The following is a 23,802-nucleotide window of genomic DNA, read 5'->3' on the forward strand; positions in this document are numbered from 1 at the left end:
GGGCGACAGCGCGTCGCCCGGTCCCGCCCCCTGCCCCGCCGCTACGCCTGCACCGCACCACGCCGAACCGCACCGCACCGCCCCTCACAGCGGCGCCTCCCACCTCAGCGTCGTCCCCGTACCGTCCACGCCCAGCCCGGGGCCGTACGAGCTGGCCCCGCCCAGCGACTCCGCGCGCTTGGCGAGGTTCTTGAGGCCGCTGCGGCGACCGCCGTCCGAGATGCCGATACCGTCGTCGGCGACGGTCAGGCGGACGCCGTCGGCGCCGTCCGGGAGCCGGATCGTGGCGTCGACGACGACCTCGATACGGGAGGCCTGGGCGTGCCGGAAGGCGTTCGACAGCGCCTCACGCAGCGCGGCGATCAGGTTTTTGCCGGTCAGCTCGCCGACCCGGGAGTCGACCGGGCCGATGAAGCCGGCCGAGGGCTGGAAGCCGAGCGGTACGGCCGCGGTGCCGATTTCGCGCAGGACCCGGGTCCGCAGCCCGGACGGTGCCTCGGCCGGTCCCTGTTGCAGGGCGAAGATCGCGGTCCTGATCTCCTGGATGGTGACGTCCAGCTCGTCGACGGCCTTGCCGACGCCCTGTGCCACCTCGGGCACCACGGATCTGCGCTGTGCGCTCTCCAGGATCATGCCCGTCGCGAAGAGCCGTTGAATGACGAGATCGTGCAGGTCACGGGCGATCCGGTCGCGGTCCTCGTAGACGGCGAGCCGCTCGCGGTCGCGCTGTGCGTCGGCCAGCACCAGCGCCAGTGCGGCCTGCGCCGCGAACTGGGTGGCCAGCGTCCGCTCGGCGTCGGTGAACGGGCGGGCGCCCCTGGACCGCGGGACCGCAAGGGTGCCGAGCACCCGTCCGCCGCTCTTGAGCGGCAGCATCATGCTGGGGCCGAAGCGGGCCGCGATATCCGTGATCATCCGAGGGTCGGTGGCCGAGTCGTGCACGAACACGGGCTCCCCGGTGAGGAGTTGTTCCACCACCGGACTGTGCGGCGGAATCTGCGTCCCCATGATCCCGGTGGGGTCGTCCGCCGACACCGCGACGATCTCCAGGCCGCCCTCCTCGTCGGGCAGCAGCACGATGCCGGCCGCCGACTCCGCGAGCTTGCGGGCCTGCTCGGCGACCACCGCGAGCGCATCGTCGACATCGCTGCCGGCGAGGAGTTCGGTGGTCACCGCCACGGAGCCGTCGATCCACCGCTCCCGTTGCCGGGTTGCCGCATGGAGCCGGGCGTTGCCGATCGCGATACCGGCCTCGGTGGCCAGCACCCGCACCATGTGCAGGTCCTCCTCGCTGAACTCCCCGCCCGCGCGCTTCTCCGTCAGATAGAGATTGCCGAAGATCTCGCCCTGGACGCGGATCGGTACCCCGAGAAACGTCCGCATCGGCGGGTGCCCGGCCGGGAAGCCCGCCGAACGGGAGTCCTTCGTGAGGTCGGCGAGGCGCAGTGGCTTGGGATCATGGATGAGTGCCCCGAGCAGGCCCTTGTGGCCGTCGGGCAGCGCACCGATCCGTTCGTGCTGCTCCCTGGTCACCCCGTACGTCACAAAGTCCGACAGCCCCTCGCGGGCGTCGTCGATGATCCCGATCGCGGCGTAGCGGGCGTCGGCCAGCTCGGCGGCCGTCTCCACGATCCGGTCCAGGGTGAGGTGCAGATCGAGACCCGCGCCGACCGTACGCATCGCTTCCAGCAGCTGCGGTACCCGGGCGGTCAGCTCGGACGACAGTCCCTGCAGACTGCGGGTCGCCTCGGTGGCGGCGTCCATGGGATCGGGGGCCGCACTCGCGCCGTCGCGCCCGGGGTCCGCGGCGTCCCCGGGGTCCGCGGGTGAGGGTTCTGCCGTGGCTGCCATGCCACGAGCCTAATAAGAGCTGTTTTCCGCGGAAAGTCCGGTTATGCGCGGCGGGCGGTCGGGGGCGGAAGGGCACGGGGCCCTGTGCCGCGCGGGACGAGCCCCCGCACCGGCCCGGGACGGCGCGCCGCCCCGCGCCACCGGCAGCCTGCCACCGCTGGGCGTCGACCTCACGCCACCGGCTGCGCCGCCCCGTACGCCGCATCCACTGCCCGCTCGCGCTCCAGCATCCGCCGGAACGGGCCGTCGGCCGCGGCCAGCTCCGCGTACGGACCGCACTGCGCGACCCGCCCCTGATCCAGCACCAGCACCTCGTCGACCTCCTCAAGACCAGTGAGGCGGTGAGTGATCAGGACCGTCGTACGGCCCTCGGTCGCGGCCAGCAGATCGGCGGTCAGCGCATCGGCGGTGGCCAGGTCCAGGTGCTCGGCGGGCTCGTCCAGAACGAGCACCGGGAAGTCCGCGAGCAGGGCACGCGCCAGGGCCAGCCGCTGCCGCTGGCCACCGGACAGCCGGGCGCCGTGCTCCCCGATCATGGTGTCCAGGCCGTCGGGCAGCCCCCGCACCCAGTCCGCGAGCCGCGCCCGGCCGAGCGCCTCCCACAGGTCCTGGTCGGCATCGCCCGGGACACCGCTCCGGTCCCGGTCCCGGCAGGCGAGCTTGAGGTTCTCCCGCAGCGAGCTGTCGAAGAGGTGCGCGTCCTGTGCGCACAGCCCCACCAGCCGCCGGACCGCGTCACCGTCCAGCGTCCCGGCATCCGTTCCGCCCAGCAGGTACGCCCCCGACTCCGGGTCCACAAAGCGCAGCAGCACCTGCGCCAGGGTGGTCTTCCCGGAACCGGACGGGCCGACGACGGCAAGCCGGCGGCCGGCCGTCACGGTGAGGCCCACGCCGTCCAGCGCCGGGCGGTCCGCTCCCGGGTGGCGCGCGGTCAGATCCCGTACGACCAGCGGGAACGGCGCCTCGGGGGCCTGGGCCGGCGCGGTCGGCTCCTGCACCGGGACCGGTGCGTCCAGCACCTCGAAGACCCGCTCGGCGGCGTGCCGGGTGCGGCGGCGGTACTGCACGGCGAGCGGCAGCCCGGTCACCGCTTCGAAGGCGGCGAGCGGGGTGAGCACGACCACGGCCAGCGCCACACCCGACAGCCGGCCCGCGTGGACGGCCTGGACTCCGGCCACCGCCGACGCGGCGACCGTCAGTCCGCACAGCAGCGCCGCCAGTCCGGCGCCGGTCCCGGACACGGTGGCCGAACGGGAGGCGATCCGGGTCAGCTCCCGGTCGGCGCCCCGCACCGCCTCCGTACGGGCCGGGAGAGCACCGGCCACCGTCAACTCGGCGGTACCGCTGAGCACATCGACGACGCGGGTCGCGAGCCGCCCGCGCGCGGGCGCCAGTTGACGCTCCGCCCGCCGGGCCAGCGCGCCCGAGAGCATCGGCACCGCCACGCCCGCGAGCAGCAGTCCGACGGCGAGAACCGCACCGGCCTCCGGCAACAGCCAGCCGGTGAAGCCGACCGCGCCCGCACCGACCAGCACCGCCGCCCCGACGGGCAGCAGCCAGCGCAGGAAGTAGTCCTGCCCCGCGTCGACATCGGCCACCAGCCGCGACAGCAGATCGCCGCGGCTGCGCTCCTTGAGCCCGGCCGGTGCCAGTCGCTCCAGCCGCCGGAAGACGGCGACACGTGCCTCGGCGAGCATCCGGAACACCGCGTCATGGGCGACCAGCCGCTCGGCGTACCGGAAGACCGCACGGCCGATGCCGAACGCCCTGGTCGCGGTCACGGCCACCATCAGATACAGCACCGGCGGCTGCTGCGCCGCCCGCGAGATCAGCCATCCCGAGGTCGCCATCAGACCCACCGCGCTGCCCAGCGCCAGGCTCCCCAGCAGCAGCGCCAGCGCGAACCGTGCCCGATGGGACCGGGCCGTTCGCCGTAGCCGGGTGAGTGCCGAGCCCCGGGTGGGGCCGGGAAGGGAGCCGGGCCCGGTGTCCTCATCCGGATCCGGCGCCCCGGCCGTCGCCTCGGCGGGGCCCCGGTCCCTCTCGGCCGGTTCGACGACCGTCCGGACGGAGACCCGGCCTGTCTCGGCCGGTTCGACAGCCGTCTCCAGGCCCGACTGGTCCGATTGACCCGACCGAGGCGAAGACGCCCCCGCGACCGCACCGGCACGGGCCCCGGCACCCAGCGGATCCGCCGAGCCGTCCCCCGCCCCCAGCGGATCGCCGGTGTCCGCGGGCACCGCCGCCCCCGGCAACCGCACCACCCGGTCCGCCACCGCCAGCAACGCCGGCCGGTGGACGACAAGCAGGACCGTACGGCCGACGGCGAGCCGGCCGATCGCGGCCACCATGGCCTCCTCGGTCGCGCCGTCGAGGTTGGCGGTGGGCTCGTCCAGGAGCAGGATCGGGCGGTCGGCGAGGAAGGCGCGGGCGAGCGCGAGCCGCTGGCGCTGGCCGGCCGAGAGCCCGGCACCGGACTCGCCGAGCCGGGTCGCCATGCCGTCAGGGAGCGCGTCGACGAAGTCCAGCGCACCGGCCTCGCCCAGGGCGTTGCGCACCGCGACGTCATCCGCGTCGGGCCGCGCCAGCCGTACGTTCTCGGCGATGGTGCCCGCGAACAGATGCGGGTGCTGCGGCACCCAGGCGATCCGCCGCCGCCAGCTCTCGGGGGAGAGCGAGGCGATGTCCCGGCCGTCGACGAGCGCCCGGCCCCCGTACGGTGCGGTGAAGCCGAGCAGCACGCTCAGCAGGGTGGACTTGCCGGCACCGGAGGGGCCGACCAGTGCGACGGTCTCGCCGGGCCGGACCTCGAACGACGTCGCCGGGAGCGAGTCGGCGGTCCGCCCGGGGTGGCGCACCACCAGTTCCTCCACGGCCAGCGCGGTGCCCTCGGGCGCGGGTGCGGTGCCGGCGGTGCGCAGCGGAGTCTCCAGCACCGCGAAGATCTCCTCCGCGGCCGAAAGCCCCTCGGCCGCGGCGTGGTACTGCGCGCCGACCTGCCGCAGCGGCAGATACGCCTCGGGCGCCAGAACCAGCACCATCAGGCCGGTATAGAGGTCGAGCTCACCGTGCACCAGCCGCATACCGATGCCGACCGCGACCAGCGCGACCGAGATGGTGGCGAGAAGTTCGAGCGCGAAGGAGGAGAGAAAGGCGATCCGCAGGGTGCGCATCGTCGCCCGGCGGTATGCGCCGGTGATGGCCCGGATGGAGGCGGCCTGGGCCTTGGCCCGGCCGAAGACCTTGAGGGTCGGCAGGCCCTCGACGACATCGAGGAAGTGGCCCGACAGCCGGGCGAGCAGCCGCCACTGGCGGTCCATCCGCGCCTGGGTGGCCCAGCCGATCAGGATCATGAACAGCGGGATCAGCGGGAGGGTGAGGGCGATGGTGAGCGCCGAGATCCAGTCGCCGGTGACGATCCGGGCCAGCACGGCGAGGGGGACGACCACCGCCAGCCCCAACTGCGGCAGATAGCGGGCGAAGTAGTCGTCCAGTGCGTCGATGCCGCGGGTGGCGAGGGTGGTGAGCTCGCCGGTTCGCATCTCCAGGGTGCCGGTGCCGTCGGGAGAGCCCGCGTCGGGCGTGCCCGCCTCAGCCGCCCCGGGGCCGTACGGAGCCGGGGCCGACGCGGCGCCGTCCGTGCGCCCGATCACCGCGCCGGGCCCCAGCCGTGCCGCCCGCTCGATCAGCCGCATGCGCAGCTCGGACTTGACTGCCGCGCCGGCCCGGTGCGCGGCCAGCTCGGTGAGCCAGGAGACCAGACCGCGCCCGACGGATACGGCGGCGAGCAGCGCCAGCGGTGTGACCAGGGCGCCAAGATCGAGATGGTGCTGGAAGGCCCCGACGACGATCTCGGCAATCAACATCGCCTGGCCGATGACCAGGCCCGCTCCGGCGAGCCCGAGTACCACCACTGCGACGAGGAAGCCGCGGGTGGCGTGGGCGTAACGGAGCAGACGCGGATCGACCGGTTTCACGTGAAACATCCGTCCTGCTGGGGCCGCCCCCGGGAGGGCGGCCGCTCAGCTAGTGGGCATCGGCGATGTGCTGGGTGCCGATGCGCTTGCGGAACACCCAGTACGTCCACCCTTGGTAGAGCATCACCAGCGGTGTGGCGAAACCGGCGCACCACGTGATGATCTTCAGGGTGTAGGGGCTGGACGAGGCATTGCCGACCGTGAGGCTCCAGCTCTCGTTCAGCGTCGAGGGCATGACGTTCGGGAAGAGCGTCAGGAACAGCATCGCGACCGCGGCCACGACCGTGATGCCGGAGAAGGCGAACGCCCAGCCCTCACGCCCCAGCTTGTTGGCCCCCAGCGCCGCTACCAGCGCGACCACCGCGACGATCATGACGATCAGGCTGGTGCCGTCACCCTTGTCTGCCTGGGTCCAGCCGAGGAAGCCGGTCACCGGCACCAGGGTGAGCACCCCGAGGACGGCCGCCGTCCTCCGCGCCCGCTCCCGGATGTCGCCCGTGGTCTTGAGCGAGGCGAACACCGCACCGTGGAAGGTGAACAGCGTCAGTGTGACCAGACCGCCCAGAACCGCGTACGGGTTCAGCAGGTCGAGAACGCTTCCCACATATTCCTTGTGAGCGTCGATCTTGACGCCGTGCACGAGGTTGCCGAACAGAACGCCCCAGAGCACCGCGGGTAGCAGCGAGGCCCAGAAAATCGCGTTTTCCCAGTTCCGCTGCCAGTTCTCCTCGGTCCGCTTGTGGCGGTATTCGAAGGCGACCCCGCGCACGATCAGGCACACCAGGATCAGCAGCAGCGGCAGATAGAACCCGGAGAAGAGCGTGGCGTACCAGTCGGGGAAGGCGGCGAAGGTCGCACCGGCCGCGCTGATCAGCCAGACCTCGTTGCCGTCCCAGACCGGGCCGATGGTGTTGATCAGTACGCGCTTCTCCTGCCGGTCGCGGGCGAGGAGCTTGGTGTGGATACCGATCCCGAAGTCGAACCCTTCGAGGAAGAAGTACCCGGTCCAGAGGACGGCGATAAGGACGAACCAGACGTCGTGGAGTTGCACAGTCGCCTCCTAGTACGAGAAGGCCATCGGCCGGTCGGCGTCCGTGCTGTCGCCGCCGATCTTGGTGGGCGGGTTGAGGTCGGAGTCGGTGAGCTCCTGCGGTCCGGCCTTGATGTACTTCACCAGCAGCTTGACCTCGACCACGGCGAGGATCGCGTAGAGCGCGGTGAAGACGATCATCGAGGTCAGCACCTCGCCCTGCGAGACGCCCGGGGACACCGCGTCCGAGGTGCGGAGCACGCCGTAGACGACCCAGGGCTGGCGGCCCATCTCGGTGAAGATCCAGCCCCACGAGTTCGCGATGAGCGGGAAGCCGAGGGTGACGAAGGCGAGCGACCAGTACCACTTGCTCAGCCGGGCACCGAGCACCTTGTTCTTGGTGAGCGCGAGCTGCGGTGGCTCCTCGTCCCCCGTCCGCAGCCCCGGAGCCAGCCAGAACTTCTTACGGGTGAGCCAGAGCCCGGCGAGCCCGATGGCGAAGGACGACATACCGAAGCCGATCATCCAGCGGAAGCCCCAGTAGGCGACCGGGATGTTGGGCCGGTAGTCGCCGGGCCCGAACTTCTGCTGCTCGGACTTGTTGACGTCGTTGATGCCGGGGACCGGCGAGCGGAAGTCGCTGTGCGCGAGGAAGGACAGCAGGCCGGGTATCTCGATGGCGACCGTGTTGTGTCCCTTGTCGACATCGCCGTAGGCGAAGACCGAGAACGGCGCAGGCTGTTCCTTGTCCCACAGCGCCTCGGCCGCGGCCATCTTCATCGGCTGCTGCTTGAACATGACCTTGCCGAGCGAGTCACCGCTGACCGCGGTGAGGATGCCCGCGATGACCAGCGTGATCAGCCCGAGCCGCAGCGACGTCCGCATGACCTTGATGTGCTTCTTGCGCATCAGATGGAAGGCGGCGATACCGACCATGAACGCGGCGCCGGTGAGGAAGGCCGCGGTCAGCGTGTGGAAGGCGACGACCAGGGTGGTGTCCTGGGTCAGCACCTTCCAGAAGTCCGTCAGCTCGGCACGGCCGTTCGCGGCGTTGTACTTGTAGCCGACCGGGTGCTGCATCCAGGAGTTCGCCGCGAGGATGAAGTACGCCGACAGGAGCGTGCCGATCGAGACCATCCACATGCAGAAGCAGTGGATCTTCTTCGGCAGCTTGTCCCAGCCGAAGATCCACAGACCGATGAAGGTCGACTCGAAGAAGAACGCGATAAGCGCCTCGAAGGCCAGCGGGGCGCCGAAGACGTCCCCGACGAACCGCGAGTAGGCGGACCAGTTCATCCCGAACTGGAACTCCTGGACGATGCCGGTGACGACACCCATCGCGATATTGATCAGAAACAGCTTGCCCCAGAACTTGGTGGCCTTGAGGTACTTCTCCTTGCCCGTGCGTACCCATGCGGTCTCGAGTCCGGCCACCAGAGCGGCGAGGGAGATCGTCAGGGGGACGAACAGGAAGTGGTAGACGGTGGTGATGCCGAATTGCCATCGCGCCAGAGTCTCTGGCGCCAACGCCAGTTCCATGCCGTGCTCCTTACGTCGCCGTGCACTACGGCAATGCCCTGTATGCGCCACATAAAGTGGTCCATACAGCACGCGCTTGTGAACGCGTTCACATTCACAAGCAATTATCTCCTACGGGTCTCAGCCATTTCTGCCGGGGGGTACGTGACTGCGGTCACGCCCGATCGCCGGGCGCCACCACACCCTCCACCTGCCACGATTCCGGTCCGCACCGACGGCGGACGGCGCACCCCGGCACCCGTCCACAGCGGCGGGAAAGCACACCTCACACAGGAGGCCGCGGGTCAGCAGACCCACGGCCTCGACACGCCCGCCCGACGGCGGGTTACAGCGCCTTGCGGAACTCCTCCGCGGCCTGCAGGAACAGGTCCATCGCCGGGCCCTCGCCGATCGTCACCCGTACGCCCTCGCCGGGGAACGGCCGCACGACCACACCGGCCCGCTCGCAGGCCGCCGCGAAGTCGGTCGTGCGGTCCCCCAGCCGCAGCCAGACGAAGTTCGCCTGCGATTCGGGGACCGTCCAGCCCTGCCCCAGCAGACCGTCCACCACCCGCGCCCGCTCGGCCACCAGCGCATCGACCCGCTCCAGCAGCGCCGCCTCGCTGCGCAGCGACGCCACCGCCGCCTCCTGCGCCAGCTGGCTCACCCCGAACGGCACCGCCGTCTTGCGCAGCGCCGCGGCCACCGGCTCATGGGCCACCGCAAAGCCGACCCGCAGGCCCGCCAGGCCGTACGCCTTGGAGAAGGTGCGCAGCACACACACATTGGGGCGGTCACGGTAGAGCTCGATGCCGTCCGGCACCTGGGGATCGCGCACGAATTCGCAGTAGGCCTCGTCAAGCACCACCAGCACATCGCTCGGCACCCGGTCCAGGAAGGACTCCAGCTCCGCACGGCGGACGACGGTGCCGGTGGGGTTGTTGGGGTTGCAGACGAAGATCAACCGGGTCCGGTCGGTGATCGCGGCGTACATGGCGTCCAGGTCGTGCACCTCACCGGAGGTCAGCGGAACCTGTACGGAGGTGGCGCCGGAGACCTGGGTGACGATCGGGTAGGCCTCGAACGACCGCCAGGCGTAGATCACTTCATCGCCGGGCCCGGCCGTCGACTGGACCAGCTGCTGGGCCACCCCGACCGATCCGGTGCCGGTCGCCAGATGCTCCAAGGGCACCGAGAACCGCTCGGACAGCTCCGCCATCAGGCCCGTGCAGGCCATGTCCGGGTAGCGGTTGAAGGCGCCGGCGGCGGTCACCGCGCTCTCCAGGACACCCGGCAGCGGCGGATAGGGATTCTCGTTGGAGGACAGCTTGTACGTGACGGGGCCGCCGGCCGCCGCCGGCCGGCCCGGCTTGTAGGTGGGGATGCCGTCCAGCGCAGCACGCAGCTTCGGGGTCTTCTCGCTCACCGCAGGTCCTCCTCGACCGTCGCGCCTCTTCTCCAATACTGCACACCTTATGAGGATTGACCCGTTCGGCGGCAGCCCCGGACCGCCGCCGAGCCCGGCCACACCCCTCGGCCCGGCACCGGGGAAGCCCCGCGCGGAGCTTCCAGGGGGCGCCGTCCGGTTCGGCGTGCGCCGGTGGCTCACTCCGTGGCGCGCGTCCCCCGTCAAGGTGACTTGAAGCCGCTTCGGGGCCTGAACCGATCGATAGGCAAACGCGTCACCTCTCCCCCGAAATGATCACTCATTGTGCCAACTTCCTTTGCTTCCATGAGAATTGGGGGCTCCCGGCCGTGCAGAAACGTGCCTCTCCCCAGCCCTCGCCCAAGCCCCGCGAATGGCCCTAATGAGCCCTACTATCGGCTCGCCATGACAGCAGCAGGGAAGCATCAGGTGAGCCGGTCGACCGGTCGCCGGCTGGGGCGGGCGGGCATCCGGGACGTGGCCGCCGCAGCCGGGGTGTCGATCACGACTGTCTCCGACGCGCTCAACGGCAAGGGCCGGCTTCCGGACGCCACCCGTAGCCATGTCCGCGAGGTGGCCGACCGGCTGGGCTACCGCCCGTCCGCAGCCGCCCGCACCCTCCGTACGGGCAAGTCGGGGCTCCTCGGCCTGACCGTGACCACGTACGGGGATGAACCTTTCACCTTCACCGAATTCGCGTACTTCGCCGAGATGGCCAGAGCGGCCACCTCCGCGGCCCTGGCCCGGGGCTATGCGCTGGTCATCCTCCCCGCGACCTCCCGCCACGACGTGTGGTCCAACGTCGCCCTGGACGGCACCGTCGTCATCGACCCCGCCGACGGCGACCCCGTCGTCACCGAGCTCGTCCGGCACGGCATCCCCGTCGTCTCCGACGGCCGCCCCGGCGGCACACTGCCCGTCACCGGCTGGGTCGACAACGATCACGAGGCGGCCGTCCTCGGTCTGCTCGACCATCTCGCCGACGCCGGCGCCCGTCGCATCGGCCTGCTCACGGGCAACACCACCGACACCTACACCCGCCTGTCGACCACCGCCTATCTGCACTGGTGCGAGCGGGTCGGCCAGGACCCGGTGTACGAGTCCTACCCGGCCCACGACCCATGCGCCGGAGCCGTCGCCGCCGACCGGCTGCTGGCCCGCCCGGACCGCCCGGACGCCGTCTACGGACTCTTCGACCCCAACGGCACGGACCTGCTCGCCGCCGCCCGGCGCTACGGCCTGAGGGTGCCGGAGGACCTGCTGCTGGTCTGCTGCAGCGAGTCCACCCTCTATGCCGCCACCGAGCCGCCCGTCACCACGCTGTCCCTCAAACCGCGCCGCATCGGCACCGCCGTCGTACAGATCCTCATCGACGCCATCGAAGGGCTCGACAACGGCCGGCCCGTCGAACAGGTGATACCGACCGACCTGATCGTCCGGGCCTCGTCCCAGCGACGTCCCCCGAGAACGACCATCAGCCCACCGCGCGGACCCACCGGCGACTGAGCGTGCTCCCACATACGAGCGACGGTGTGATCACTTCTACGAGGAAAAAACAGGGCGATCCCGGGATAAATGCGCTGCGAATGCCGGGCTTCGGCGGATTGACCACCCCAGGGTGCGTCACAACCCGCGATCGGCATTCCTATGATGGGCGCACGACATCGCGGACCGCCGTCGACCAGGCAAAGGTCCGAGAGGTGCAGGCGGCGCGACGGTGGAGGGGTCGATGACTCAGGGGGCCAGTCAGGGACCCATGGTGTGGACCATGGCGGGAGAAACTCCGGCGTCCGTTCCGCCACCAGGAGTTCCCTCCGGCACGTCCGCCGGATCCCCCGTGCCGCCGCCTGTCGGCCCGCCGCTCCACCTGCCCGCCGGCACCCCGACCGCGCCTCCCGTGGCGCCGCCTGCCACCCCGCCCGCGGAGCTGCCCGAGGAGTACACCCCGACCGCGCGCGACCTCCCGGTCATCGCGCCCGAGCGCACGGACACCCTCATCGACCGTCCCGCCGTCGTCCCGGTGCCCGAACCGGCCCAGGACCCCGACGCGCCCGAGGGCATGGGCCCGCTGTACGTCGTCGGCGATGTGCACGGCTACTACGACGAGCTGCGCGAGGCGCTGGCCGCCGAGGGCCTGATCGACGCCGACGGCAACTGGGCGGCCGGCAATGCCCGGCTCTGGTTCCTCGGCGACTTCACCGACCGCGGCCCGGACGGCATCGGCGTCATCGACCTCGTCATGCAGCTCTCCGCCGAGGCCGCGGCGGCCGGCGGCTACTGCAAGGCCCTGATGGGCAACCACGAACTCCTGCTGCTGGGTGCCAAGCGGTTCGGCGACACCCCCGTGCAGTCGGGCGCCGGCACCGCCTCCTTCCAGGCCGCCTGGCTCCTCAACGGCGGCCAGAAGACCGATATGGACCGCCTGGAGGACCACCACCTGCAGTGGATGTCCCGCCTGGACGCCGTGATGGAGGAGGACGGGCATCTGCTCGTGCACTCCGACACCACCGCCTACCTCGAATACGGCGACTCCATCGAGGCCGTCAACGACACCGTCCACGATGTGCTCACCCGCAGCGACGCGGACGAAGTCTGGGACCTGTTCCGCAAGTTCACCAAGCGCTTCGCCTTCCGCGACGAGGACGGCTCGGACGCCGTACGCGAACTCCTCGATGCCTATGGCGGCGACCGCGTCGTACACGGCCACAGCCCGATCCCCTATCTGCTGGGCGAGGTCGGCGCCGAGGAGGGCGAGAGCGAGAGCGTGGCGGTCGACGGTCCGCATGTCTACGCGGACGGTCTGGCCATCGCCATGGACGGCGGTATCACCATGGCCGGAAAGCTCTTGGTCGTTCAACTTCCGCTGGCGGGCTGAACGTTATCGGGGCAGGTGTACGGAAGGGCGGGCGGCGGGCGGACGGCACACCCCAGAGGGGCCGCACGGACGGAAACCGGTCGTGGCATTACTCAAATTACGTAAACTCTCTGTCACCCCGCGCCGCAGTCGCTCTACCATCGGACCATCCGTAGCAGGCTCTCCTCCGTTTCCGCCCACTGCCCGGCCAACGCCGGCCGTACGGCCCTACGGAGCATCGGGGGATCCACATGAACAGCGCTCCGCACCTGCTGAACGAGGACCGCGCGGAATTCGCGCGGATCCTTGATGAGGCGCTGCGTACCGCCGAATACCGCCCGGACGACTTCACCGCCGTCGCGGGAAATCACCTCAACAACGAGCAGTTGCGCACCATGGCGCTCAGCGCGACCACCGCCATCGCCGCGTGCGCCACGGCCGAATACCAACGCTATGTACAGCTCCGCGCCGAGTGGCGCGCACCGACACCCGCGCCGTCCCACGTCACAGCGGACGACGGGGAGCAGACTCCGGAGGCCGACGGGAGCCCAGGACCGGCCACCGCCATGGCTCCGGACGAGGCCGAAACCACCGGCGCCGGACTCACCGCCATGGTCGCCGTCCTCGCACCCGTCCTCGCCGGCATCGCCGCGGTGCTCTTCCTCCTCATCGGCTATGTGCTGCGCGCCATCAGCCCCGACAAGTCCTTGGCGCAGCCACTGATCAACGTCGGCTGGATCTTCGCGGCACTGACTGCCGCGGGGACCCTCGTCGCGATGGCCGGACTGCTCATCACCGCACTGCGCAACGGCTCGTCCCCGCAGGTCACCAGAGCCGATGAACTGGGCGAGGCGCTGGACGACGCCCGTGAGGTGTGGCGCCGCGCCCTCCTGGAGCGCGGTGTGCTGCCCTTTCTCCGTGAGGCCCTTGCCGACCCCACGGCCACTCCGGACGACGACCCGGCCCGCTATGTCCCCCGCCGCACTCCACCGCCCGAAAGCCGGATCCCCACCCTCGGCTACACCCGCCCCGAGTTCACCAGCCCCGACAGCGGTTCCTCGGGGTCCCGCCCGCGCTACTCCAGCCCGGACTTCACCAGCCCGGATCATGGAGGGTCCGACCACCAGGCGGATTAGCGTGTGGGCCGTGCCGTGAGCCGAGCGAGACCGGCGGGGGCTCGGCGGGACCGGCGCGGCTTGACGGGGGCAACGGCCTTGGCTGGGGGCAGCGGCCGCGGCCGGGGGCGTCGGCGGAGTGCAGCCGCTGCCAGGCAGGGTGTTGGCTGCGCGGCTCGATCGTCCCGCTGCGCGGCCTCCGTCCCGCCCCCTGAGCGAGGCTCCTTACCCGTCCTGGCCCCGGCGGTCCGTGGCCGAGGCGAAGCCGAGCCAGGTGTGCCGGTTGCCCGCCCAGCACCAGCCGACCTTGGGCGCGTTGCGGCGCTCGCGGCCGTCCCGCCCGGTGCCGTTGCTGATCCAGATCGCCGGGGTGCGGGCGTCCAGGGCGCCGTTGTCCTTGCGCAGTCGGGAGCCGATGGTCATGAAGCAGTGGTTGCGTTCCAGGGCGGCGGGCTGCTGCATCACCCAGTGGATTCCCTCGGTGAGCAGCAACGGGGTGCGGGCCTCGGCGGTGAGAGCGGGGAGGGCCTCGTCCGGGCTGCAGTTGGCCATCCGGTCGCCGCGGTCAAGGCCGGTGAGGAAGTAGAGCGGGGCATCGGGCAGTTCGATGGTGTCGAGCGGGGAGAAGAGGTCGACATCGGTCATGTCGGTGACGACGAAGCCGGGCCTGCCGTCGCGGTGGAGCAGCGGTGCGAGGGCGGAGGCCGGTGCCCGGTCCGGATGTACAGCGAGCAGGGCACTGTGGCCGGCGGGAACGTCGGCTGCCGCGGCGAAGGTACGAAGCTCAGCGGCGGGCAGTCCGGCGATCTTGTGCACCCCGAGCTCGATCAGTCGCTCGGCCTGCGCGGTGACGGCCGGAAGCAAAGGGAGAACGGTGGCGCTGGTGTTGTCGGACACGAGACTCCCAAGGACGGCGGCGTGACAGGACCCTGAGCCAACGAAACGGCCCGCCGGAACATTCCCGCCACTGCCCGGTCCTCCGCCGCGCGCACGGCGGCGGCGAAGGCCCGTCCGGACCTCCGCCGCCCTCATGCGCGCTCGGCAGGATCAGTCGGCCATCGGCAGATAGACACGGTTGCCCGCGGCCGCGAACTCCTTGGACTTCTCCAGCATCCCGGCCTCGATCTCCCCGGGGGTGGCGCCCTCGTCGCCACCGAACTGCTCCGTGATGCTCCTACTGATCTTCATCGAGCAGAACTTCGGGCCGCACATCGAGCAGAAGTGGGCCGTCTTCGCCGGCTCGGCAGGCAGCGTCTCGTCGTGGAAGGCGCGGGCCGTGTCCGGGTCGAGGGCCAGGTTGAACTGGTCCTCCCAGCGGAACTCGAAGCGGGCGTCGGAGAGCGCGTCGTCCCACTCCTGGGCGCCCGGGTGCCCCTTGGCCAGGTCTGCCGCATGAGCCGCGATCTTGTACGTGATGACGCCGGTCTTGACGTCGTCGCGGTCCGGGAGGCCCAGATGTTCCTTGGGCGTGACGTAGCAGAGCATGGCGGTGCCCCACCACGCGATCATCGCCGCGCCGATACCGGAGGTGATGTGGTCGTAGGCGGGCGCGATATCGGTGGTCAGCGGGCCGAGCGTATAGAACGGGGCCTCCTCGCAGATCTCCTGCTGGAGGTCGATGTTCTCCTTGATCTTGTGCATCGGGACATGTCCCGGGCCCTCGATCATCGTCTGCACGCCGTGCCGCTTGGCGATGGTGTTCAGCTCACCGAGCGTCCGCAGCTCCGCGAACTGCGCCTCGTCATTGGCGTCCGCGATGGACCCGGGGCGCAGGCCGTCACCGAGCGAGTAGGTGACGTCATACGAGGCCAGGATCTCGCAGAGCTCCTCGAAGTGCGTGTAGAGGAAAGACTCCTTGTGGTGCGCCAGGCACCAGGCCGCCATGATCGAGCCGCCGCGCGAGACGATGCCGGTCTTCCGGCGGGCCGTCAGGGGGACATAACGGAGCAGCACACCGGCGTGCACCGTCATGTAGTCGACGCCCTGTTCGGCCTGCTCGATGACGGTGTCCTTGTAGATCTCCCAGGTCAGCTCCTCGGCCTTGCCGTCGACCTTCTCCAGTGCCTGGTAGAGCGGCACTGTGCCGATCGGGACGGGCGAGTTGCGCAGCACCCATTCGCGGGTGGTGTGGATATTGCGCCCGGTGGAGAGGTCCATGACTGTGTCGGCGCCCCAGCGGGTCGCCCAGGTCATCTTCTCCACCTCCTCCTCGATGGAGGAAGTGACCGCCGAATTGCCGATGTTGGCGTTCACCTTCACCAGGAAGTTCTTGCCGATGATCATCGGCTCGATCTCCGGGTGGTTGATGTTCGACGGCAGCACCGCGCGTCCGGCTGCGATCTCGTCACGGACGAACTCGGGGGTGACGTTCTCGCGGAGCGCGACGTACTCCATCTCCGCGGTGATCTCGCCGCGCTGGGCATAGGCGAGCTGGGTGACCGCGGCGCCATCACGGCCGCGGCGCGGCTGGCGGGGGCGGCCCGGGAAGACCGCGTCGAGGTTCTTGAGCCCGCCGCGCGGCGAGGTGTGCTTGAGGCCGTCGTCCTCGGGCCGCGGGGGGCGCCCCGCGTACTCCTCGGTGTCGCCCCGAGCGATGATCCAGTTCTCCCGCAGCGGCGCCAGACCACGACGGACGTCGGTGTCGATATGCGGATCGGTGTACGGCCCTGACGTGTCGTAGAGCGTCACGTCCTTGCCGTTGGTGAGGTGCACCCGCCGGACCGGGACCCGAAGGTCGGGGCGTGATCCGGAGACATAGCCCTTGTGCCAGCCGATCTGCGGCTCGCTGCTGCCGCCGGCACCGTTTCCGTTTTCGGGCGTGCGTGCATCCTGCAGAGTCATGAGACCCAACTCCCTACGCCGGCATTACCCGGTAACAGGTTCAGCGGTCGACGCAGCGGCTTCCGTCCAATGAGCGTTTCACGTGAAACGCCGCTGGGACGAAGGTCAGCGCCCTCTCAGCCCGGTGCTCCGAGCTCCCGCGATTGCAAAGGTGGCACCACGGTAGCGGCCGATGCCGCGGAGTGAACAGGGGGCCCGGAGTTCTTGCAATGATCGGGCTGTGAGCCCTCACGAGTCCCACCACCCTTCCGCCGTGCACTCACACGCGCACGGCCATGGCCCTGCAGCGCCCGTCTCCCGGCATCTGCGCAAGGTCATCGCGGCAGTACTGATCCCCTTCGCCGCCGCGGTGGCGGTCGGTCTGGTCGTCCTCTGGCCGGGCGGCGCGCCTCCCCACAAACCGTCCGGCGTCGGCTTCGACCAGCCCACGGAGCAGGCCAGAGTCGTCAAGGTGGCGGAGGTGAACTGCGCGGACGTCCATGCCGAGCAGCAGCCCCAGCCCCCCTCTCCGACAGGACAGGCACCCGCCGGGGGAGGGACCAAGGGCAAGCCCTGTCAGCAGGCGACGATCAAAGTCACCACGGGAGAGAACGCGGGACGCACCTTCCAGACGGTGGTGACGCCGGACGCCCTGCGGCACTACACCACCGGCCAGGAGGTGGTGGTGGCGTACTCCCCCAAGGCGCCGAAGGATCTGCAGTATGCGGTCAGCGATGTCGACCGGACGCTCCCGATGTGGGTACTGGCCGCCCTCTTCGCGTTCGCGGTGGTCATCGTCGGCCGACTGCGGGGAGTACTGGCGCTGGTGGCACTGGCGGCCAGCTTTGTGGTCCTGACTCTGTTCATCCTCCCGGCGATCCTGCAGGGTTCCAACCCGCTGGTGGTGGCAGTGGTCGGGGGAAGCGCGATCATGCTGATCGCGCTGTACCTCTGCCATGGCCTGACGGCCCGTACGTCGGTGGCCGTACTCGGCACCCTCGCCTCGCTACTGCTGATCGGCCTGCTCGGGTCGGTGTTCATCAACTGGGCGCTGTTGACCGGCAATACGGACGACACGACGGGGCTGGTGCACGGCCTGTACCCCGACATCGAGATCCGCGGCCTCCTCCTCGCCGGGATCATCATCGGGTCGCTGGGCGTGCTCGACGATGTGACGGTGACGCAGACCGCCGCGGTCTGGGAACTCAAGGAGGCCGACCCGTCGGCCGGCTGGCGCAAGCTCTACGGCGCCGCCATGCGGATCGGCCGGGACCACATCGCGTCCGTCGTCAACACACTGGTTCTGGCCTACGCGGGCGCCGCCCTGCCCTTGCTTTTGCTGTTCTCGATCGCACAGAGCAGCGTCGGTACGGTCGCCACGAGCGAGGTGGTCGCGGAGGAAGTCGTCCGCACCCTGGTGGGCAGCATCGGGCTGGTTGCCGCAGTGCCGCTGACGACGTTGCTGGCGACTCTGGTCGTCTCGGCGGACCGGAAGGGGACGGGTGGACCGGGGAGCGACAGCAGGGCAGCTACCGGAGCAGGGCCCGGGGCGTGCCCGGGCCCCATGGCCGGGGTCGGGGCGGGCACCGACATGCCGACCGCCGCCGCGGAGAGCCGTCCGGACCGCCGCGGAGGCCGTGGGGGACGCGGCAGGCGCCGTAAGCGGTGACGGGGGCAGGGGCAGGCGGCACCGCTCACGGAACACCGGCTGGTCGACCACAAGAGCAGCGGGGGACGGGGACGAGTGAGGGTGATGGGCCGACGGCATGGGCGGGGAGGGACGTACGGGCAGGAGAGGCGGCCGGGCCGGAAGAGGCGCACGGGTACGCGGGATGACCGGCGTACCCGTAGTGGCGTCGGCCGGGCGGTGTGGCGTCGGCCGGACGGTCCGGCGGGGGCAGGGTTGGCCGGGTTAGCCGGCCGGCGCCTCCGTGAGGATCCGGTCGAGTACGGCCTCCAGGGTGTCGCAGACCTCTTCCTTGCCCAGCGGTACGAGCCGGTCCGTACGGTCGAGGAAGGCGACCAGCGGCGCCGCGCTGACCCGGAACAGCGCGTGCTCGGCGCCGACTTGAAGGCTGATGAAGACATCGCTGAGGTGCGCGGGGGAGGCCGGCTCGATACGCACATCGCCCTCACCGGAGGGCCGGCTCAGCCCGTCCAGCAGCAACTCTCGACCGAACACCCAGGTCACGGGGGCATCGCCGGGAAGATCGAAGGTGAGGCGGACGGCGTACGGATCGGCGCTGGCGAAGTCCAGCTCCACCGGAATCCGGAACGCGAGCTCTTCCGAAACGACGAAGCTCATGATCACTTCTGCCTGAACTGTGTCGGTCATCAACCACTGCCCCGCACTTGATCGGAGATGGCCGGGAAACATCCCCGTGGCCCTATTGGCGCCATCGTCTGCCACGCACAAGCAGATCACAAGGAGTGAGTTTTCAGATACTGACAGAGAAGGCGTGTGTCGTTAGTGTCGCCTCCGCCATTTTTCGTAGTCGGTCTGTAACGGACCGCAATCGATGCAGTTCGTCCGCGGGCAGGGAATCCACCGGCACCGAGCCGACCGCCTCGACCTGGGCAGAGAGGGCCACACACCCCGTGCCCAAGGCATATTCCCGATAGGCGAAAGCCGGATGATTGCCACGCACCGTATCCGCGGGGTGCGGCAATTCATCCGCAGATCGCACGGAAAAGGGCGATATCGCCTGGACGGCGCGGCACGCGGGACGCTCTTCGCTCGATGCCTCGTCAAACCGTGCGAGCAGATATTGCCCGATCGCATGTCCGGGTGTGGTGGCACGGAAACCCACCCACGACTCCACCGGCGGCCGCTGCTCCGGTGGGCGACCACCACCGCCCCGACATCACCCTCCCGATGGGACGGCGAAGTAGACGGCGGCGCAGCCCCGGACCCACCACGACCCGCCTATGCAGACCCGACGAGCTTCTTGCGGGCACCCGGCTCCGGGTCGGACGCCCACAAGGGAGCACGAGGATTCGCTGTTCACGATCGCAACATCGCATGCCCGAGTCCGCGCACAGCGGGGCACAAGGCCGACGGGCGGCCTTGCTGCTTACCAGTCGCTCTTGGACGAGGACGATGACGAGCCGCTGGCCCTGCGGACGAGGTAGATGACACCGGCGATCAGGGCTGCCGCTATGAGGACCTTGAACAGCACGCCGATCAGGAAGCCGAGCGCGGTGGTGATCAGCCCGCCGAAGACGACGATCAGCACGACGGGCACCACGACCCAGGTGACCCACCACGGAAGTCCTGCGAATATCCCCTTACCAGCCACTGCTCTGCCCTGCTTTCTGTCTGTCGCGCTGTCGCTGTCCGTACCGCGCCGTCCGTCGGCTGTGCCGTTGCCGCAGTGGTGCCGCCGTCCGCGTGTGGCCTGTCTGTTGCCTCACACCTTCGGGTTCCCCTGCACCAACGATGCTAGGACGCGTACCGCGGCCGTGGGGGCTTCGCAGCCCCGGCCCTTCCCTGACCCTTCCCCTACGGGTTCCGGGGCCGGGCCCCTAGCTCTCAGGAGGAGAGAAGATCACCATCACCCGGAGATCCTCGCTGATGTGATGGAACTTGTGGGGCACCCCGGCAGGTACATAGACCACGCTGCCCCGGGCCACCGACTGGGTCTGTGTCCCGACGGTGATCGCCGCCCGGCCGCTGACCACGAGATACACCTCGTCCTGGGCGTGCGGCTGCTGCGGATCGACGCTGCCGGCGTCCAGTGCGTACAGCCCGACCGACATATTGCGTTCCCGGAGGAACTGCAGATACGCGCCGTCGTTCGCAGCCCGTTCCGCTTCCAGCTCATCCAGTCTGAAAGCCTTCATGCCGATCGTCCCCTCTGATGATTCAGACTCGTCTGCGACGATCTCACCATGAAGCATTTTCTGGTCAAGACGATCGCCAATGCTGCGGCGCTTGCCGTGGCCATCTGGCTGCTCAAGGACATCACGCTCACCGGTGAGAACACCGGCCGCAAGATACTCACTCTGATCCTGGTCGCGCTGATCTTCGGACTGGTCAATTTCCTGGTCAAGCCTGTGGTGAAGCTGCTGTCCTTCCCTCTGTTCATCCTCACACTCGGCCTGATCACGCTGGTCGTGAATGCGCTGATGCTGCTGCTGACCTCCTGGCTCGCCGGCAAGGCCGACCTCGCCTTCCATGTGGACGGCTTCTGGACGGCCCTGCTCGGGGGCGTGATCATCTCCATCGTCGCCTGGGCAATGCACGTGATCCTTCCCGACGAGGACTGATCCTTGACCGCCCCCTTCCGCATCTGCTTCGTGTGCACCGGCAACATCTGCCGGTCGCCGATGGCGGAGGCCGTCTTCCGCGCCCGCCTCGCGGAGGACGGCCTCGACGGCCTGGTCGAGGTCGGCAGTGCGGGGACCGGCGGCTGGCACGAGGGCGAGGGAGCCGACCCGCGCACGGACGCCGTGCTGCGCGCGGGCGGCTATGAACACGTCCACGCCGCCCGGCAATTCCACACCTCCTGGTTCGACCACCTCGACCTGGTCATCGCGCTCGACTCCGGCCATCTGCGCGCGCTGCGCGGCCTGGCCCCGACCGTGCACGACGCCGCCAAGATCCACCTGCTGCGCTCGTACGGGCCATGCACAGCGGCGGACGCCGTCCCGGGCCCGTCACCCGGCCTCGGGAACGTCGACGACCTCGACGTACCCGATCCGTATTACGGGGATATCGCCGGTTTCGAGGAGTGCCTGGAAATGATCGAGGCGGCGAGCGACGGCCTGCTGGTGGCGGTACGGGCCGCGCTCATGTCCCGTAGTGCCGCGGTCACCACCCCCGCTCGCGGGCACGCCCCCGGTCGGCCCCAGGCGCAGGAGCCGCGCCCGCCGCAGGAAAAGGAGAGCGCATGACCGGCGACGGCACCCGCGCCGTACGCGCCGGGCTTCCGGAGCCCGAAGCCCATGAGCCCACCCTCCCGGGGCCGGTGTTCGCGGCGCACTACCACCTCCCCGGCGATGCCGTCGGCCCGTACACCTACGGCCGCGACGCCAACCCGACCTGGACCCGCCTGGAACAGGCCATCGGCGAGCTCGAGTCACCGGACGAAAACACCCATACCGTTGCCTTCGCCTCCGGGATGGCAGCGATCACCGCGGTCCTCTTCTCCCAGCTGCGCACCGGCGACGCCGTGGTGCTCCCCAGTGACGGATACCAGCTGCTGCCGGCCGTCCGCACGCGTCTGGAGAGCTATGGCATCGAGGTCCGTACCGCTCCGACCGCACACGACGCACAACTCGATGCGCTGGACGGCGCCCGGCTGCTGTGGATCGAAACACCCTCCAACCCAGGCCTCGACGTCTGTGACATCCGGCGGCTGGCCGACGAAGCACACCGGCGCGGTGCACTGGTGGCCGTCGACAACACCCTCGCCACCCCGCTCGGCCAGCGGCCGCTCGACCTCGGCGCGGACTTCTCGGTCGCCAGCGGCACCAAGGCGCTGACCGGCCACGGCGACGTCCTGCTGGGGTACGCCAGCACCCGCGAGGCCGCATTGGCCGATTCCGTACGACTGTGGCGCAAGACGGTGGGTGCGATCCCGGGCCCGATGGAGAGCTGGCTCGCGCATCGCTCACTGGCCACCCTCGCGCTGCGCGTCCGCCAGCAGTCGGAGGGCGCCCTGGCACTGGCCGCGGCGCTGGCCGACCGCCCCGAGGTCACCGGCCTGCGGCACCCGGGCCTCCCGTCCGATCCGTCCCACGAGCTCGCCGCCCGGCAGATGCGCCCGGGCCGCTTCGGCTCCGTGGTGTCCTTCGTCCTGCCCGACAAAGCCCACGCAGAGCGGTTCCTGGCCGCGCTGACCCTGGTGGACGATGCGACGAGTTTTGGAGGCGTACGGTCCAGTGCCGAGCGGCGTGCCCGCTGGGGCGGCGATGCGGTACCGGAGGGCTTTATCCGTTTCTCGGTCGGCATCGAGGAGCCGGAGGATCTGGTCGCGGACGTCACCCGGGCGCTGGGCGCGGCCGCACAGGACAGCCGGAGGGAGCCGAAGCCGCGGAACGAGTCGAACGGACGGGGCCGCACCCCAGACCGAGGAACGGAAGCGGCATGAAATGGGCCGGCAGGGTATCCCCCCTCGTCACCCTGCCGGCCTGCGGTTCTCCATGGCCCCGAGTCCACGCGTTTCACGTGAAACCAAATGTTCCACGTGAAACGAACCGCTCGAACAAGGCTAGTTGACCGAGCGTCATTGTCCAATCACGCCGACGACACATCCCTATCGACAAATTTATAGTGGGCTCGCGACCAGGCTTCCGAGAGACGCAGGAGGTACGCGATGGATCTGGCTCTGCTGCGCACCTTCGTCACCGTGCACCGAGCCGGCTCCTTCACCCGCGCCGCGGCATTGCTCGGCCTCTCTCAGCCCGCGGTGACCAGATCCGGGCGCTGGAACGCCAGTTGGGCCGCCCGCTCTTCCTCCGCTGTGCCCGTGGCGTCACCCCCACCACCATCGGCGAGGAACTCGCCCACAAAGTGGCACCGCACCTGGACGCGCTCACCGAGATCACAGAGGCCGGCCTGGACCGTGACTCCGTCACCCGTACTCTCCACCTCGCGGGGCCCCCGGAGCTCCTTGCCGAGCGGGCGCTCCCGGCACTCACCCCACTGATCACCCAGGGCCTGTCCATACGGACAGCCTTCGGCCCCGCGGAGGAGCTGCTGACCGGCCTGGCGGCCGGACACCACGATCTGGCCGTCACCACCACCCGACCGCGCGGCGGGCTGCTCACCGCCACCCCGCTCTGCGACGAGGAGCATGTGCTGATCGCGGCGCCACACTGGGCGGTCGAGCTGGGCGGGAGGGTGCTGCAGGCCGGGGGAGTCCGCGTGCTCGACGCCGTGCCGCTCGTCGAGGTCCACGAGAGCCTGCCGCTGATCGCCCGTTACTGGTCAGCGGTCTTCGACGCCAAGCCCGCCGCCTCCGCCGCCGTGATCGCCGCGGACCTCCGTGCGGTGCTGTCCTGCGTGGCAGCCGGGGCGGGGCTCGCCGTGCTGCCGCGCTATCTGTGCGCCGACGCGCTGGACAGCGGCGAGGTCGTGGCCCTGCTCGACCCGCCGGTGCCCCCGCTGCGGACCTACTTCTTGACCGTACGGACCGGGACGCTGGGCCTTCCGCACATAGCCCGGGCGCATGAGTGGCTACTGCGCACCGCTGTCGACTGGTGAC

General features: G+C 70.1%; 18 protein-coding genes and 1 pseudogene. 8 read left to right on the forward strand and 11 right to left on the reverse strand.

Going from position 1 to position 23,802, the window contains the following annotated elements; all coding sequences use genetic code 11:
* Positions 1 to 84: 84 nt before the first annotated feature.
* From D9V36_RS21850 to hisC, 5 genes are all read right to left on the reverse strand, one after another.
* Positions 85 to 1,764, reverse strand: a complete 1,680-nt coding sequence (locus tag D9V36_RS21850; protein WP_129298590.1) for a sensor histidine kinase — start codon at positions 1,762 to 1,764, stop codon at positions 85 to 87.
* 257 nt (positions 1,765 to 2,021) lie between these two features.
* The gene (cydD, locus tag D9V36_RS21855; protein ID WP_129295273.1) at positions 2,022 to 5,837 is read right to left on the reverse strand and encodes a thiol reductant ABC exporter subunit CydD; all 3,816 of its coding nucleotides are present in this window, start codon (positions 5,835 to 5,837) and stop codon (positions 2,022 to 2,024) included.
* Positions 5,838 to 5,877: 40 nt separating this feature from the next.
* Entirely contained in the window at positions 5,878 to 6,879 is a 1,002-nt protein-coding gene (cydB, locus tag D9V36_RS21860) for a cytochrome d ubiquinol oxidase subunit II (protein ID WP_129295274.1), read from the reverse strand.
* Positions 6,880 to 6,888: 9 nt separating this feature from the next.
* A complete protein-coding gene (locus D9V36_RS21865) occupies positions 6,889 to 8,397 on the reverse strand; it encodes a cytochrome ubiquinol oxidase subunit I (protein WP_129295275.1) in 1,509 nt (502 codons plus the stop codon).
* Between the two features lie 325 nt (positions 8,398 to 8,722).
* Complete coding sequence (gene hisC, locus D9V36_RS21870) at positions 8,723 to 9,802, reverse strand: histidinol-phosphate transaminase (protein ID WP_129295276.1); 1,080 nt, start codon at positions 9,800 to 9,802, stop codon at positions 8,723 to 8,725.
* Between the two features lie 405 nt (positions 9,803 to 10,207).
* Between hisC and D9V36_RS21875 the strand changes: the two genes are divergently transcribed.
* The 3 genes from D9V36_RS21875 to D9V36_RS21885 all read left to right on the forward strand — a co-directional run bounded on the left by D9V36_RS21875 (position 10,208) and on the right by D9V36_RS21885 (position 13,792).
* Positions 10,208 to 11,308 (forward strand): LacI family DNA-binding transcriptional regulator, encoded by a 1,101-nt coding sequence (locus D9V36_RS21875; RefSeq protein ID WP_088798889.1) that lies wholly within the window; start codon positions 10,208 to 10,210, stop codon positions 11,306 to 11,308.
* A 223-nt stretch (positions 11,309 to 11,531) separates the two neighbouring features.
* Positions 11,532 to 12,677 carry a metallophosphoesterase gene (locus tag D9V36_RS21880; RefSeq protein ID WP_129295277.1) on the forward strand — a complete coding sequence of 382 codons (1,146 nt, stop codon included), beginning with the start codon at positions 11,532 to 11,534 and terminating at the stop codon, positions 12,675 to 12,677.
* 230 nt (positions 12,678 to 12,907) lie between these two features.
* Positions 12,908 to 13,792, forward strand: coding sequence for a hypothetical protein (locus tag D9V36_RS21885; protein WP_206739709.1), 885 nt, complete (start codon positions 12,908 to 12,910; stop codon positions 13,790 to 13,792).
* 204 nt (positions 13,793 to 13,996) lie between these two features.
* Here the strand turns inward: D9V36_RS21885 and D9V36_RS21890 are convergent, their stop codons facing one another.
* Complete coding sequence (locus tag D9V36_RS21890) at positions 13,997 to 14,668, reverse strand: DUF5701 family protein (protein ID WP_129295279.1); 672 nt, start codon at positions 14,666 to 14,668, stop codon at positions 13,997 to 13,999.
* A gap of 150 nt (positions 14,669 to 14,818) precedes the next feature.
* Positions 14,819 to 16,612: a phosphomethylpyrimidine synthase ThiC gene (thiC, locus tag D9V36_RS21895; protein WP_129295280.1), complete on the reverse strand. Its 1,794-nt coding sequence runs from the start codon at positions 16,610 to 16,612 to the stop codon at positions 14,819 to 14,821.
* Positions 16,613 to 16,784: 172 nt separating this feature from the next.
* On the opposite strand from thiC, the gene D9V36_RS21900 reads away from it, so the two are divergent.
* Positions 16,785 to 18,260 carry a YibE/F family protein gene (locus tag D9V36_RS21900; protein ID WP_129295281.1) on the forward strand — a complete coding sequence of 492 codons (1,476 nt, stop codon included), beginning with the start codon at positions 16,785 to 16,787 and terminating at the stop codon, positions 18,258 to 18,260.
* Positions 18,261 to 18,503: 243 nt separating this feature from the next.
* On the opposite strand, the gene D9V36_RS21905 is transcribed toward D9V36_RS21900, so the two are convergent.
* From D9V36_RS21905 to D9V36_RS21920, 4 genes are all read right to left on the reverse strand, one after another.
* Positions 18,504 to 18,926 (reverse strand): SsgA family sporulation/cell division regulator, encoded by a 423-nt coding sequence (locus D9V36_RS21905; RefSeq protein ID WP_129295282.1) that lies wholly within the window; start codon positions 18,924 to 18,926, stop codon positions 18,504 to 18,506.
* A 103-nt stretch (positions 18,927 to 19,029) separates the two neighbouring features.
* Positions 19,030 to 19,401, reverse strand: a complete 372-nt coding sequence (locus tag D9V36_RS21910; protein WP_241720974.1) for a hypothetical protein — start codon at positions 19,399 to 19,401, stop codon at positions 19,030 to 19,032.
* Between the two features lie 264 nt (positions 19,402 to 19,665).
* Positions 19,666 to 19,890 (reverse strand): DUF5326 family protein, encoded by a 225-nt coding sequence (locus D9V36_RS21915; RefSeq protein ID WP_129295284.1) that lies wholly within the window; start codon positions 19,888 to 19,890, stop codon positions 19,666 to 19,668.
* 226 nt (positions 19,891 to 20,116) lie between these two features.
* Entirely contained in the window at positions 20,117 to 20,434 is a 318-nt protein-coding gene (locus tag D9V36_RS21920; protein WP_129295285.1) for a cupin domain-containing protein, read from the reverse strand.
* A 48-nt stretch (positions 20,435 to 20,482) separates the two neighbouring features.
* Here D9V36_RS21920 and D9V36_RS21925 point away from each other — a divergent pair, with 48 nt between their 5' ends.
* The 4 genes and pseudogenes from D9V36_RS21925 (at position 20,483) to D9V36_RS21940 (ending at position 23,801) form a co-directional block, all read left to right on the forward strand.
* The gene (locus D9V36_RS21925; RefSeq protein ID WP_086719046.1) at positions 20,483 to 20,860 is read left to right on the forward strand and encodes a phage holin family protein; all 378 of its coding nucleotides are present in this window, start codon (positions 20,483 to 20,485) and stop codon (positions 20,858 to 20,860) included.
* Between the two features lie 3 nt (positions 20,861 to 20,863).
* A complete protein-coding gene (locus D9V36_RS21930; protein WP_129295286.1) occupies positions 20,864 to 21,487 on the forward strand; it encodes a low molecular weight protein-tyrosine-phosphatase in 624 nt (207 codons plus the stop codon).
* Positions 21,484 to 22,686: a cystathionine gamma-lyase gene (locus D9V36_RS21935; RefSeq protein WP_241720975.1), complete on the forward strand. Its 1,203-nt coding sequence runs from the start codon at positions 21,484 to 21,486 to the stop codon at positions 22,684 to 22,686. The genes D9V36_RS21930 and D9V36_RS21935 overlap by 4 nt, the downstream gene beginning before the upstream one ends.
* A 225-nt stretch (positions 22,687 to 22,911) precedes the next feature.
* Positions 22,912 to 23,801: pseudogene (locus tag D9V36_RS21940) on the forward strand (LysR family transcriptional regulator).
* The last annotated feature ends 1 nt before the right edge of the window (position 23,802 follow it).

The organism is Streptomyces lydicus (assembly GCF_004125265.1).
GTDB classification, from domain to species: domain Bacteria; phylum Actinomycetota; class Actinomycetes; order Streptomycetales; family Streptomycetaceae; genus Streptomyces; species Streptomyces lydicus_C.